10 protein-coding genes are annotated in these 12,656 nt (G+C 70.0%); 7 read left to right on the top strand and 3 right to left on the bottom strand.

Features of this window, described 5'->3' with window-relative positions; translation table 11 throughout:
* Positions 1–18 precede the first annotated feature (18 nt).
* Complete coding sequence (locus ORI60_RS15305) at positions 19–252, top strand: hypothetical protein (protein WP_266037907.1); 234 nt, start codon at positions 19–21, stop codon at positions 250–252.
* Between the two features lie 96 nt (positions 253–348).
* Here the strand turns inward: ORI60_RS15305 and ORI60_RS15300 are convergent, their stop codons facing one another.
* Positions 349–711, bottom strand: a complete 363-nt coding sequence (locus ORI60_RS15300; RefSeq protein WP_266037906.1) for an STAS domain-containing protein — start codon at positions 709–711, stop codon at positions 349–351.
* 291 nt (positions 712–1,002) lie between these two features.
* On the opposite strand from ORI60_RS15300, the gene ORI60_RS15295 reads away from it, so the two are divergent.
* The 3 genes from ORI60_RS15295 to ORI60_RS15285 all read left to right on the top strand — a co-directional run bounded on the left by ORI60_RS15295 (position 1,003) and on the right by ORI60_RS15285 (position 3,447).
* Positions 1,003–1,830: a GAF and ANTAR domain-containing protein gene (locus ORI60_RS15295; RefSeq protein ID WP_266037904.1), complete on the top strand. Its 828-nt coding sequence runs from the start codon at positions 1,003–1,005 to the stop codon at positions 1,828–1,830.
* A gap of 182 nt (positions 1,831–2,012) precedes the next feature.
* Positions 2,013–2,618, top strand: coding sequence for an ANTAR domain-containing protein (locus tag ORI60_RS15290; protein ID WP_266037902.1), 606 nt, complete (start codon positions 2,013–2,015; stop codon positions 2,616–2,618).
* A 91-nt stretch (positions 2,619–2,709) separates the two neighbouring features.
* The gene (locus ORI60_RS15285) at positions 2,710–3,447 is read left to right on the top strand and encodes a GAF domain-containing protein (RefSeq protein ID WP_266037900.1); all 738 of its coding nucleotides are present in this window, start codon (positions 2,710–2,712) and stop codon (positions 3,445–3,447) included.
* Between the two features lie 22 nt (positions 3,448–3,469).
* Here the strand turns inward: ORI60_RS15285 and ORI60_RS15280 are convergent, their stop codons facing one another.
* Together ORI60_RS15280 and ORI60_RS15275 are read right to left on the bottom strand one after the other, a co-directional pair.
* A complete protein-coding gene (locus ORI60_RS15280; protein WP_266037898.1) occupies positions 3,470–4,510 on the bottom strand; it encodes a fatty acid desaturase family protein in 1,041 nt (346 codons plus the stop codon).
* The gene (locus ORI60_RS15275) at positions 4,507–5,688 is read right to left on the bottom strand and encodes an AI-2E family transporter (protein WP_266037896.1); all 1,182 of its coding nucleotides are present in this window, start codon (positions 5,686–5,688) and stop codon (positions 4,507–4,509) included. Before ORI60_RS15275 ends, ORI60_RS15280 begins: the two co-directional genes overlap by 4 nt.
* A gap of 1,102 nt (positions 5,689–6,790) precedes the next feature.
* Here ORI60_RS15275 and ORI60_RS15270 point away from each other — a divergent pair.
* Genes ORI60_RS15270 through ORI60_RS15260 form a run of 3 tightly spaced genes read left to right on the top strand, consistent with a single transcriptional unit; the run spans position 6,791 to position 12,650 of the window.
* Complete coding sequence (locus ORI60_RS15270; RefSeq protein ID WP_266037894.1) at positions 6,791–10,321, top strand: penicillin-binding transpeptidase domain-containing protein; 3,531 nt, start codon at positions 6,791–6,793, stop codon at positions 10,319–10,321.
* Positions 10,318–12,366, top strand: a complete 2,049-nt coding sequence (locus ORI60_RS15265) for a hypothetical protein (RefSeq protein WP_266037892.1) — start codon at positions 10,318–10,320, stop codon at positions 12,364–12,366. Before ORI60_RS15270 ends, ORI60_RS15265 begins: the two co-directional genes overlap by 4 nt.
* Complete coding sequence (locus ORI60_RS15260) at positions 12,363–12,650, top strand: hypothetical protein (RefSeq protein ID WP_266037890.1); 288 nt, start codon at positions 12,363–12,365, stop codon at positions 12,648–12,650. The genes ORI60_RS15265 and ORI60_RS15260 overlap by 4 nt, the downstream gene beginning before the upstream one ends.
* Positions 12,651–12,656 lie beyond the last annotated feature (6 nt).

The raw sequence follows: 12,656 nt of genomic DNA, 5'->3' as shown, positions 1-12,656 counted from the left end.
CCGGAAGAGGAGGAAACCGTGTCGATCAACGCCGACGCCCAGACGGTGACGGGTACGAAGGACAAGGACTACAACATCATCTGGTTCGTGGAGGCCTGCCTGAGCAACGCTCTGCGGCTGGAGACCTACGTCCAGGACGCGGAGAGCGCGGGCGACTCGGAACTGGCGGAGTTCTTCCGCCGCGCGCAGGGCGAGAGCCGCAAGGGCGCCGAGCAGGGCAAGGAACTGCTCGCACGGCGACTCGGCAAGTAGCTCACCGGATGTTCGCCGCCAGGCCCTGGACCTCCGGCAGGACGGTCGGGGCCGGGCGGCAGGCGGGCGTCGAGTCCGGTGTGGACCGACGATCCGCTACCGGCGGAGCCCCGCCAGCGCCTCGCTGAGCGTCGGGTGGACGCGGAACACCGTGTCCATGCCGGAGAAGTGAAGAGTTCTGAGCACCGCGGCCCTGTCCGCCACCACGCGGAGGTCCGCCGCGCACCGGTGAGCGGTCAGCAGGGCGCGGATGCCGGAGGAGTCGAAGAAGGTCACCTCACGCAGGTCCACGACCAGCACAGCGGGTGACTGGGACAGCTGGATGGTGACTTCCGCGCGCAGCAGCGGTGCGGTGTCGATGTCCACCTCACCCGCGACGGTGACGACCGGAACACCGTCCTGTCGCGAGCCGCGGACCGAGCAGCTGGGCGTGCCGGGATCAAGTCCTTGCTTCAACACGGTGACTCCACTCCGTGGTGGTGGGACGTTCACCGAGCTTCTGGTTGAACTCGACGGCGGGCTGCGGGACTTCTCTCCACGGTAGGCCTTGAAACCGCGGTCCACAACGCGAAGGGACAAGTGGTGCCGCATCTGGCACGGTCCAGGCGGCGGCAGCGCCACGCCGGCCGCCTGCGGTCCGTGCCCGGATCGCCTACCGTGGGTCAGGGGTTCAGAACCCAGCACCCGGTCAACCCCGTCGCCGTCACCGGTGTTCACCGGGCGGGAAGGAGACGATCCGAGGTGCCGCAGATGCCGCCCAGCGACGAGGACTGGAACCTCGACCGGACCAGGTTCACCGCCGACGCCGAGAAGGCGATCGCGTCCGGCCAGGCACCCACGCGCGATCACGGGGCACCACTCGGGCCGCTGGCCCAGCAGTTCGCGACCTTGACCTACTCGCTGCTGGACGCCACCACGACCGGGGAGGTGCTGGAGCAGGTCGTCGAGGCCGCGTCACGGGTCGTGCCCGGCGCGGACCTGGTCAGCGTCACCCTGCGGTCGCGGGACGGGAAGTTCCACACGCCGGTGGAGACCGACCGGGTCGCCACCGAGCTCGACCAGCTGCAGTACGACCTGGGGGAAGGCCCCTGCCTCGACGTGGCCGATCCGGCCGGCCCCGCCGTCGCGACCGCCCCCGACCTCGCCGCCTCGACGTCGTGGCCCCGCTTCGGCCCGGCAGCCGCCGACAGGGGCCTGGGCGCGGTGCTGTCCACGGCACTGCTGCCCGAGATCCAGTCACCCCGGCTGTCCGGCGCGCTCAACATCTACTCGCACCGGCAGCACGGCATCGACCAGACCGACCACGCGATCGCGTTGCTGCTGGCCACGCACGCGTCTCTCGCGCTGGCGCACACCGAGGCCGTCGACATCGCCACCCTGCAGGCCGAGCAGCTGCGCCGCGCGATCGACTCGCGTGACGTCATCGGCCAGGCCAAGGGCATTCTCATGGCGCGCCGCGGACTCACCGCCGACGAGGCGTTCGACCTGCTCCGCCGCTCCTCGCAGCACCTCAACGTCAAGCTCGTCGAGCTCGCCGAGACCATCGCCGGCCGTCACGACGAGCTGGAACTGCCCTGACCCGCCACCGCGGTGAAGTGCGCGGCGGGGGAGGGCTTCGTAGGCTGGAACTCGACGTGTGACCGTCGGCCAGAGGAACGCTGTTGGACGGGCAACGCCAGGACCGGCTCATAGAGCAGGTGCTCGAGTGCAGGACGACGTCAGGGCGTGCGGAACTGGGGCATGCCCTCAGCCTCGTGTGCGTGCGCGCGCTGCCGGACGTCGATGGCGCCGCGCTCGTCTTCTACAGCGGCTCGCGCGCTCAGGAACTGGTCGGTGCCAGTGATCCGTGGGCGGCGGGCATCGAGGAAGCGCAGTACACCGTGGGCGAGGGACCGGGCTTCGCGGCCGTCGCGGCGCACGGCCCGGTGCTGGTTCCCGACCTCAGCTTCGACGAGGTTCGGTGGCCCGTGTTCGCCGGGGCCGCACGGGGTGCGGGCCTCGCGGCCGCGTTCTTCTTCCCGCTGCGCATCGGCGCGATGCTGCTCGGCACGCTGGGGCTGTACCGCCGCCGGCCCGGCGTGCTGCCCGCGGAGTTCGTCTTCGAGGCGGCGTTGCTCGCCGACCTGATCTCGCACAAGCTGCTCCTGCAGAACGAGGAGATGGCGAGCGAGGAACGGATCTGGCTGGAGACGTCGTACCAGGACGTCAACATGGCGACCGGAATGCTGGCGGCCCTGATGCGGATCAGCCTGGAGGACGCGTTCCTGCGGTTGCGGGCGCACGCCTTCGCCAGGGGCAGGTCGGTCGTGGACGTGGCAGGCGACGTGCTGGCCCGGCGTCTTCCTCTCGACCAGCTGACCGACTGACCTCGCCGATGTCCTAAATGGACTTTCCGCTTCTGGTGTTGTGCGGCCTGTGCCGCGGGCACGGCGCCATGCCGGGTCGTATGCTGCGGGAGTGCCCCGTGCCCAGGAACAGATCGCCGTCACGTTGAGCGAGCTCACGGCGAGGCTGGTGGGCCGTCATGACGCTGATTCGGTGCTGCGCCTGGTCACCGCGGCGTGTGGGACGCTGCTGTCCGCGTCGGCGACCGGGGTGTTGCTGGCGGATCCGCGTGGTGGGCTGAGCGTGGTGGCGGCCTCCGACGAACGGGCCCGGTTCCTGGAGTTGCTGCAGAGCCAGATCGACGAGGGCCCGTTCGTGGACTGCGTGCGCGACGACGCGATGGTCGGCTGCCCGGATCTGGAGGACGGCCGTGGTCATTGGCCGGCGTTCACGCGTGCCGCGCTGGATGCGGGGTTCCGCGCGGTGCACGCGGTGCCGATGCGTCTGGCGGGGGACGCCGTCGGTGGCCTGAACGTGTTCTACGCGGCGGTCACGCCGTGGCAGGACTGGCAGCGGCGGCTCGGGCAGGTGCTGGCCGATCTGGCGGTGCTGGGCCTGTCGCAGGACGACGACGACCCCGCGCGCCGCCACCGGCTGGCCGAGCGGACCCTGACCACGCTCAACGACCGCGTGATGCTCGCGCACGCGATCGGCATGGTCGCCGGTGGCCTCGACACCGGCACCGACGAGGCCCGCCGCCTCATCTTCGATCACGCCACGAGGAACCGGCGACCGATCCGTGACGTCGCCCGCGGGCTCACCGGCGGAGACCTGGACGCGGCCGCGCTGCGACCGGCGGACGCGCACTAGTCTCACCGGTCCGCAGGCGGAGTCAGCGCGCCGTGCCGCGCAGAGGCGCTCCGGCGTCGTGCAGGTGCCGCAGCACCTGGGCGTAGGAGCGGACCATGGTGGTCTTGCTGTACGGAATGCCCTGCCTGGCGCAGAAGTTCTCCACGACGGGCTGCGCACGGCGCAGGTTCGGGCGGGGCATGTGCGGGTAGAGGTGGTGCTCGATCTGGTGGTTCAACCCGCCGAGCAGGGCGTCGACCCAGCGGCCACCGGTGACGTTGCGCGAGGTCAGCACCTGCTTGTGGAGGTGGTCGAGGCGCTGGCCCTCGGCGATGATCGGCATCCCCTTGTGGTTCGGCGCGAACGAGCACCCCAGGTAGACGCCCATCAGACCCTGGTGCACGGCGATGAACACGACGGCCTTCAGCGGTGAGAGCACCAGGAACACCGCGACCAGATAGCCGGCCAGCGGCACGAACTGGAGCGCGGCCTCACGCCACGGGTTGCGCAGTTCCCGGCGGAACAGGGCGACCAGACCGGAGATCCGCAGCACCGCGGCCTCGGCGAGCAGCAGCGGGAAGAAGAGGAACGCCTGGTGCTTGGTGATCCAGCCGTACACGCCGCGTTTGCCGTGCGCCTGCGCGCGGCTGAAGGCGAGGGCGTGGATCTCGATGTCCGGGTCCTGGCCCTCGTGGTTGGGGTTGGCGTGGTGACGGGTGTGCTTGGCCACCCACCACTGGAAGCTGATGCCGGTGAGGCTGCCGTGCAGGTGTCCGACCAGGTCGTTGTGGCGGTGGCTGCGGAAGATCTGCCGATGTCCCGCGTCGTGCCCGATGAACGCGAGCTGCGTCGACGCGACGGCCAGGGCCACCGCGAGGAGCACCTGCCACCAGGAGTCGCCGAGCAGGACGAACGTCACGGCGATCCCGCCGAGCAGCACGGCGTTGATCGCCATGCGCAGCGCGTAGTAGCCGCGGCGGCGGTCCAGCAGGCCGGCCGCCTTGAGCTCCTTGGTCAGGCGGGCGAAGTCGCTGCCCCGAGGCCGTTCGGCTGTGGTCGTCGACACGTCTTGGGTCGAGGTCATGATCCTGCTCCGGTTTTCGGTTGGTCGGCTTCGGTGTCCAGCCCGGGTTCGTCCGGTCCGGACTCCTCAGGTTCACTGGTGCGCACGTCGGCGGGTGCCACGTGTTCGTCCGCCTCGCTCAGCAGCGAGCGGATCGCGGAGTTGAGCACCGCCAGCAGCGGTACCGCGAGCAGGGCACCCGCGATGCCCGCGACGAGCAGTCCCGACGCGATGGCCAGCACCACCGCGAGAGGGTGCAGCTTGACCGCCCGTCCCAGCAGGAACGGTTGCAGGACATGACTTTCCAGCTGGTTCACGGCGATGACGATGATCAGGACGATCGTGGCGGTCACCGGGCCGTTGGCGACGAGCGCGATGAGGACGGCCACGCCACCCGCCACCACCGCACCGAAGATCGGGACGAACGCGCCGATGAACACCAGTGCCGCCAGCGGAACCGCCAGCGGCACCTTCAGCACGGCCAGCCCGATGCCGATGCCGAGCGCGTCCACCACGGCGACCGCTCCGGTCGCGCGGACGTAGCTGACCAACGCGGCCAGGCTGCGCCTGCCGGCGACGTCCACCCGCCTGCGAGGTCCGTCGGGAACGACGCGGATCAGGAACTGCCAGATCCGCGGGCCGTCGTAGAGGAAGAACGCGAGCGAGAACAGCACCAGCAACATCTCGACGAGGGTCTCGCCGACCGTCGCCGCCGTCGTGAGAGCACTCGACGTGATGCCGGACTGGTTGTCCTGCAACGTCTTCACGACCCGGTCGGCGAACTCGCGCAGCTGGCCCTCGCTGAGCTGCAACGGTCCGTTGACGAGCCAGCCGGACACCGCGTCGATGCTGCGGGCCAGCTGCGCCGCGAGGTCAGGCACACCGTTCACGAAGGTCACCACGACGAACGTGAGCAGCCCGCCCAGCACCGCCAGCCCGCCGACGAGCACCACCAGGGTCGCGAGACCCCGGGGAAAGCGCTTCGCCATGAGGAAACCCACGGCCGGCGCGAGCAACGCCGCCAGCAACAGCGCGATCGCGAGCGGCACGACGAGTGACGCCAGCCTGCCGAAGATGACGCCGACGACGTAGAGCGAGGCCACCACGACGAGAAAGCGCCAGCCCAGAGCCGCGCTGACACGCAGTGCACGGGGAATCGGATTTCCCGTGGGAGACGTGTCCCCGCGGTCGGTCGTCACGACGGCAGTACCTCCGGAGTCGATCTCCGACGCCGGGGTCTGGGGTCATCGGTGAAGTGAGAAGCGCGTAGTTCCGCGCCTGTCCAGAGGATTCCCCGCCGTCACTGCTGCAAACCCGGATGGAGTGTGGCGAGGTCGAAGTGCCGCCGGAGATCCCGGTCAGGCACTCCGCCGGTGGCGCGGCGCGACGGGCCGAAAAGCAGAGGAGCAGGCCGAGCGGGCCGAGCCGGCACCTCCTTCGACCCGTCGGCGTGTGTCAGCTCGGACGGTGACGTGGTCACGACGCCGCTCAAGCGAACCGTCAGCGCAGACTTCGACCGGATGGTCTGCTTCGTGATCGAAGTCGTTTTGTCCGAAGTGGATTCGCCACCGCGGTCGACCTGCTCAGCGCGGAGGCGGGTTCTCCCGGCTGCGAGCTCGTACTCCCGATTTGTCGAGAATTCGCGATGAAGTACCGGCAGGTTCCTGGGGCGGAGTCCTTTCGTTGCTCCTGTCGAGGGGCTGCGATCTGTCCGGGCGAATGCGGGGTGAGTGTGCGGCCTCGTCGAGCTGACCGCGGTTTGGGGTGTCCACGATCTGTCCACTTTTCCTCGTGTAACGAATTTTGTGGCCCGACGATGTATTGCCTGTCAACTCGGGTTCGGCGAAGTCAACGGACTTGTGGATGGTAGCGGTGGGACACCCCGCTCGGTCTGAGGGAGCGTGGGTGGTTCTACGCGGGGTTCCTGCTCGTCGCCGTAGTGGTGATGTCGATGTGGCTGGGGTTGTGCGATGCGGCTGGTCAGGCTGGTCGCACTCAGCCTCGCGAACCTGAATGCGGCACGCTCGTGTTTCGCATAAATTCTCTCCGGCCAGGAATTGATGACGGATCTGCAGGTCGCACACCTGTGGTGCCAGTGGAAACGGTGTGGCCGGACACGCCCTCGTTCATTCGAAGTCAGCCACTTGGGTGTGCTGCGCGTTGTGGCTGTTGGACTGTGAAACCGGCCGCGTGACGCCGTTGTCGCGGAACGCAACTTGATGACATTGCGGTACATCGGTAACGCCTCCGAGGGTTTCGCCGATCAGCCCGGCGACAATTATTTGGGGAGGATCGGAGCGTATGACGGAGATTGTCGCGGCCTTGGCGCTGTTCTTCGCCGGACCGACGGCCTGGAGTCGACTGCTCCTGCTCGCGGGCCTGGTGCTCGCGCTCGTCAATTCCTACCGCTTCTTCACTGGTCGCGAGAGCGTCGTGATGGCCGCCGACGGTGCCCCGCCTCGGTATGTCCACGCAGGGCGGACGCGCTATCTGCGCGGACCTGACGCCGCCATCTACACCCCGCTCGCCCTGGTGCTTGCCGGAGCGTGCGTCGGCGTCTTCCGCTTGGCGCCGTGGTTCCTGGTGTGCTCCGGGCTGCTTGGCGGGCTGGTGTTCCTGTCTCTGAAGAGACTGCGCGCTGAGCACGGCCGGCGTGGTGAGGACTCGGTCGCCGGTCCGGTGCTCGCGGTCTTGCTCTCGACCGCGACGCTGCTGCTGGTCGGCCTGGTGCTGGCGGTTCGGCTCGCGGTCGCGCCCGACCCGTCGGTCGGCTTCGCGCTCTCGTTCACGAAAGACGCCCTCAAGGAGGTCGCGCGCTCGGTCGCACTGCCGTTGGTCGTGCTGGCGGCCTTGCTGTTCGCCGAGCGCGTGGTGGACTCGCGGAGGGTCGCCGCCTGGCGGGGGAAGCTGCCGAAGCGGCCTTCGATCGTCTACCTGGCTGGAGTGGGCGCTGTCGTGCTGCTGTTCGTGGCGCCGATCTTCTACCCCGAGGGCGAAAACGACGCGGACCTCGTCTTCTTGGAACTCGCCACCGCCGAATACGGCAAGGTCCTCTTCATCTGGGTGCTGGCGGTGATCCTGGCCCGCTACGCCATCGGGTTCCAAGCTCGGCCCGGCAAGTTCCGCGCCGACCTCTCCGTGCTCGGCGCCCGCCGTGCGCTGGCGAAGAGCAAGCACGTCGTCTACACGCTCATGATCTTCGGCGCGGTGGGCGTCGCCGGTCTGCTCAAGGGAGACATCGGGCCCACCATCCCGCTGTTCGCCGCCACGTTCACGGTCGTGGTCTTCTTGCTGCGCCTCCAGGTTCGCTCCGGTGCGCGGCTGCGGAACACGCTCAAGGCCAGCCGGTCGCTGTGGTCCGCGCTGGGCTTGGTGGTGCTGGTCGCAATTCCGGTGTTGCAGATGCCGTACGTGCAGACGCGGCAAGACGCGTGGCATCGCCCGTGGACGTTCAACTGGTCGGTGGCCTGCGCGCCCGCACCCTCGGGCGTGATCGTGCCGACCGACACGCCGGACGGTCTGCTGCCTTGCCTGGAGACGCTCGACGGCGCCTCCGCGGGCAAGCGCTCGCAGATCGCGCAGTCGATGGCGGCGGTCGCGGACGGCGGGCTGTGGGGCCGCGGGCTGTCCGACACGCTGCTGGGCCAGTTGCCCGCGGGCAGCACGGACTTCATCCTCGCGGTGGCCTGGAACAAGCTCGGAGGCATCGCGATCATCCTGCTCGCCGTGCTGCTGGCCATGCTCGCGGTCGCCCTGGCTCGCTGCCGCACACACCTGGACCGGTTCGCCGACACCGACGACCAGGCCGTGCAGCGCCGGATCCGCGCGGCCCGGCTGTTCGCCGCCGGCCTCGCCGGCATGCTGGTCGCCCAGTTCGGCTTCGTTCTGGTCACCACGCTGAACCTGTTGCCGCACTCGGGCATCACGGCACCGTTCCTGTCCCGAGGCGGCCAGTCCACGCTCGCACTCACGGCGGGCGTGCTGATGGCGGTATGGCTGCTGTATCGAGCCGACCGGCCCGCGTGCCCGGTGCCCACCACGACGGCGCGCGCCGTCGTGAACCACACTCCGGTGCCAGCCGGGCTGCACCACGGCCGGCTCCGCCGGGTCGCGCCGGTCGGTCTGATCGCGATGTTCCTCAGCTCCGCGTTCCTGGCCACCACGATCACCATCGCGCCCTACGGCAGGTACGCCGAGGACCGCGTGTTCTGCCTCACCCAGGACGCCCGCGTCGATCCGGCGCGGTGCTCCACCGACCGCACGGCCAACCGTCGCACGTCGGCCGAACTCCGGATCGGCGGCCAAGTCCAGTACGTCCGGGATCGCGCCGAACAGGAGTGGCGCGAAGGTGACCAGCCCGCTCTGTCCTTCTCCGACCTGACCGGGCTCCTGCACCTGCACGGCACGAGCAGCTCACTGGCCTACGCGCTCGACCCGATCCTGGATGGAGGCTCGGGCACCTCGCTGCGCGAACGCGTCCTGCCCACGCCCGGCGGACCGCGGGCCGGGTACGTCGACCTCACGATCGACCCGAAGCTCCAGAAGGCAGCCACCGAGGCTTTGCGCGCCGACGCTGACGGCAAGGGCCCTCTCGCAGGCGGCATCGTGATCGTGGACGCGAGAACCGGGCACGTGCTCACCGCCTCCAGCGCACCCAGTGCGCTTGGCTGGAAGGAGGACGTCGAGCCCGCGGAACCGGATCAGGGCCAGGTCGAAGCGTACTACCAGAGCCACCGCAACTACGGGCCCATCAACGGCGACCGGGTCGACGAGTCCGACCGGGACTGCCACACCCTCGAGTGGGACGGCCGCTGCAAGAAGTGGTCCCTCGACAAGAAGATCGAAGACTTCGCAGCGGAGTTCCTGGCCGAGCGCCGCCGGTACGCACCGGGCACTCCGGACGACAAGCTGCCCACCGCGGACCAGAACCGTGCCCTCGACCGCGCCTACGGTCTCGGCTCGACGTTCAAGGTCGTGCTCGCAGCCACGTACCTCAAAGAACCCGGGACCACCGCGCAGACCAAGATCCCCTCACCGCCGACCTACAAACCCCGGTTCGGGCTTCCGATCAAGAACTACGTCGCTGGTCCGTGCCGCGGCACCGACGCCGCCGGGAAGATCACCCTCAAGCAGGCGCTCGCGGTCTCGTGCAACACCGCGTTCGTCGCGCTGGCCGAACAACTGGGCTGGGCGAAGATCCGCGACACCGCCACCGCACTCGGCTTCTGCGCGCTGGACCGCAGCACACCACAACAACGCGCGTGGCTCGCCGGTCCGGCGGCCGGCGCCGCTTCCTGCGTGCCAGCCGACGTGGACGCCGAGGGCATGGCAGGCATCGGCAACAACACCCTGGGCGGTGGCCGTGTGGTCGGCACGCCGTTGCAGATGGCCACCGTGATGACCCTGCTGCGCAACGGGGGCAAGGCCGTGCAACCCACCGTCGTGGCCGCCTCCGCCGATCCGTTCGGGCGCAACGAGCGACGCTACAGGGGCGAGGCGCGGCAGGTGCTCACGGAGGCCCAGGCGCGGGAACTGGACGAGGCACTCGCGGGCGTCACCGAGGACGACGACGGTACCGCGCACTTGCTGCGGGCTGGAGACCACGCGCTGCGCGTCAAGACCGGCACGCACGAGCTGTACGGCCCGGACGAGGAACCGCCGGCGGGCGAGTTCGCCAAGCAGGTCGCCTGGGTGGTCGGCGCGCTGGACTCCACCGCCGGGCCGGTCGCTTTCGCGATAGCGGTGGAGACGAAGGACGAGAACGAGGGATCGCGCCGGGCCAAGTGGCTCGCGCAGAGGGTGATCGACGAGGTCGTGGAGGTGCGGGGATGAGCGACGAGCGCTGGGTCGGGGACGTGCGCGCCCTGGTGATCACCAGGGTGCAGGAGGAGCTGTCCGTGCAAAGGCTGCTTACCGACGACCAGGTGCCGCATGTCCTCGTGCTCACGCCGTGGGCGTTGCCCGCCAAGGCGCAGAACGACGTGCGCAATGGAGTGCGCGAGGTGCGCGCGACGTTCGGGAACGGGGACGGTCGGGTGCGCGTCGAGTTCGACACCGCCGTGGACGCTCCACACCCGTGTGCGGTCCGCTGGGGACTGCCCGAGGCCGAGACCGCTGAAGCCGAGCCGGAGGAGAGCCACGGGTCCGCGCGCCTGCTGGTGCTCGGTTTCGCGGGCGTGGAATTCCACTTCCTGCTCGAGCCCGCGGCAGACTGGCTGCCGCTGGTGCGTCCGGCTGCCGGCTACGACGGCGTCGGGCTGTTGCTGCCCCAGTCGCTCGCTGGGATCCCGCACGGCCACCTCGTGGACCTCTGCTATCGCGACGGGGTGCTCAGCGCACGCCGAGCCGCCGAGCGGCTCGACTACGTCGTGTCCGTCGACGGGGTGGACCTGGTTGCGGACGGCGCGCCGGTGCCCGCCTCAGGCGAGATCCGCTACGTCTCGCGGGTCGGTGGCGAAGCCCGTGCGCTGACCTACGAGCTCGTGGACTGGAGCGACGAGGTGCCCGGCCCCGGCGGCGGTGCCGACGTGCTCGACGGCGCACCGCACCCGGCCGAGTACGCCGATCCCGGCCATCCCGGCACGCTGCTGGTCCAGCCGCCCGAGCCGGGCACGAAGGCGGGCGGGCGCCGGTTCCCGCTGCCGACGGGACGCGACGACGTCCGCGTGCGCGACGTGCACGTGCAGGTCCTGCACACCACGGCGACGCACCCCGGCTCGGCAGAGCGCTCGCACGTGAAGATCTACCGTTGCGCCACCCCTCAGCACGCCGCGTACCTGCGCCGGCACCTGGCCACCCAGGCGGGCCTGGTGCGGCAGGCCAACGCGGTCGCGGGCAGGGCCGGCGAACGAGCCTGGGCGGTCGCCCCCATCCACCTGGTCGCCGCGACCCCGCCGCCGGAGGTGCTGACGACCCGGGCCGTGCCGATGACAGTGGCAGGCGGACCCGAGCACCGGTTGTCCGCCTGGTTCGGCGTGCCCGGCCAGCCTCAGCCGGACTGCTTCGTGCTCGTGGCGAGCCCGCTGCTGGACGTGGTCGGCTGGGCCGGTTACGAGCAGCTGGGCAAGGCACCCAGCGGCGTGCAGCTCGCCGCGCTGACGGCACTCGCGGCCGGTGTGGACAAGCTGCACGACCTGGGCGTGGCGCACTGCGACATCAAGCCGCAGAACGTGTGCCACCACCTCGACGCGCAGGGCCGGAGCACCTACGTGCTGATCGACGGCGACGCGATCACCCGGTCCGTGGGGCCGGTGGGCGAGCTGCGGTTCACCCCGGAGTACGCCTCCACGGAGTTGATCAGGGCCGCGCGGCAGATCCGCGCGCCCGGTGCCCGCGACACCATCGACCTCACCGAGCACGATCGGTTCGGATTCGTGCTCGTAGTGCTGACCGCGCTGATCGGCGTGGACAAGGTCGACGCTCTGGTGCGCGGTGAAGAGGGCAAACGGCCGGTCGACTCGGTTTCGCTCGTGAGCGACACCCTGCGGGACGCGTGGTCGCCGGAGTGGGCGAAGTTCACCGCCCAGCTGACCTCCGCGTTCCAGCCGGGCGCACTGCTGGAGAGCTCGTGGACGGCGACCGCGTGGCTGGAGCGGCTGACCGCGCTGTGGAGCCCGGAACGCGTGGAGCCACCGGCCGAGGCGGCCCGGATTGCGGCCGGCCGGTTCGGCCGCGAGGTCACCGCCATCCGCACGGACGTGCGCGACGAACGCGCGCCCGCGTGGGCGGAATGGCGTGACGAGCTGATCGACCGGCTGCGCGCTGCTCAACAGCAGGTCGCACGTGATGCGTACGGGAAGTGGTTGTGGCTGGGGCGGATCGCGTTCGGCGTGTCGTTGCTGCTGCTCGTGTTGACGCTCGCGGGAGGACTGAAGTGATCGCGAAGTACCGGAAGACCGGACCTGACCACCTGGCCGCCGCGGTGAGGGCGCTGACGCTGGGTGGTCGCGCCGACGACGGCGTCGACCACCGCGTCGTCGACTGGGTGATGGGCGGTCTTGCCGAGTCCGCCGCGCGTGACGTGGAAGCCCGCCTGAACGGCTACCTCCAGGAGGCGGCCGATCTGGGCCGGTCGTACGCCCAGCGACGGTGCCGGCTGTGGCTCGCCGCCTGCGTCCCCGTGTTGATCGTGCTAGCCGTCCTGCTCACCCTCGCCGCGTAGGGGACC

Source organism: Lentzea sp. NEAU-D7 (genome assembly GCF_026242055.1).
GTDB lineage: Bacteria > Actinomycetota > Actinomycetes > Mycobacteriales > Pseudonocardiaceae > Lentzea.
This window is presented reverse-complemented; position numbering and strand designations above follow the sequence as displayed.

Excerpts from the sequence above, each read along its gene's own strand:
- ORI60_RS15295 (WP_266037904.1), top strand. The coding sequence starts at position 1,003 with ATGCCGCCCAGCGACGAGGACTGGAACCTCGACCGGACCAGGTTCACC.
- ORI60_RS15280 (WP_266037898.1), bottom strand. The coding sequence starts at position 4,510 with ATGACCTCGACCCAAGACGTGTCGACGACCACAGCCGAACGGCCTCGG.
- ORI60_RS15270 (WP_266037894.1), top strand. The coding sequence starts at position 6,791 with ATGACGGAGATTGTCGCGGCCTTGGCGCTGTTCTTCGCCGGACCGACG.
- ORI60_RS15265 (WP_266037892.1), top strand. The coding sequence starts at position 10,318 with ATGAGCGACGAGCGCTGGGTCGGGGACGTGCGCGCCCTGGTGATCACC.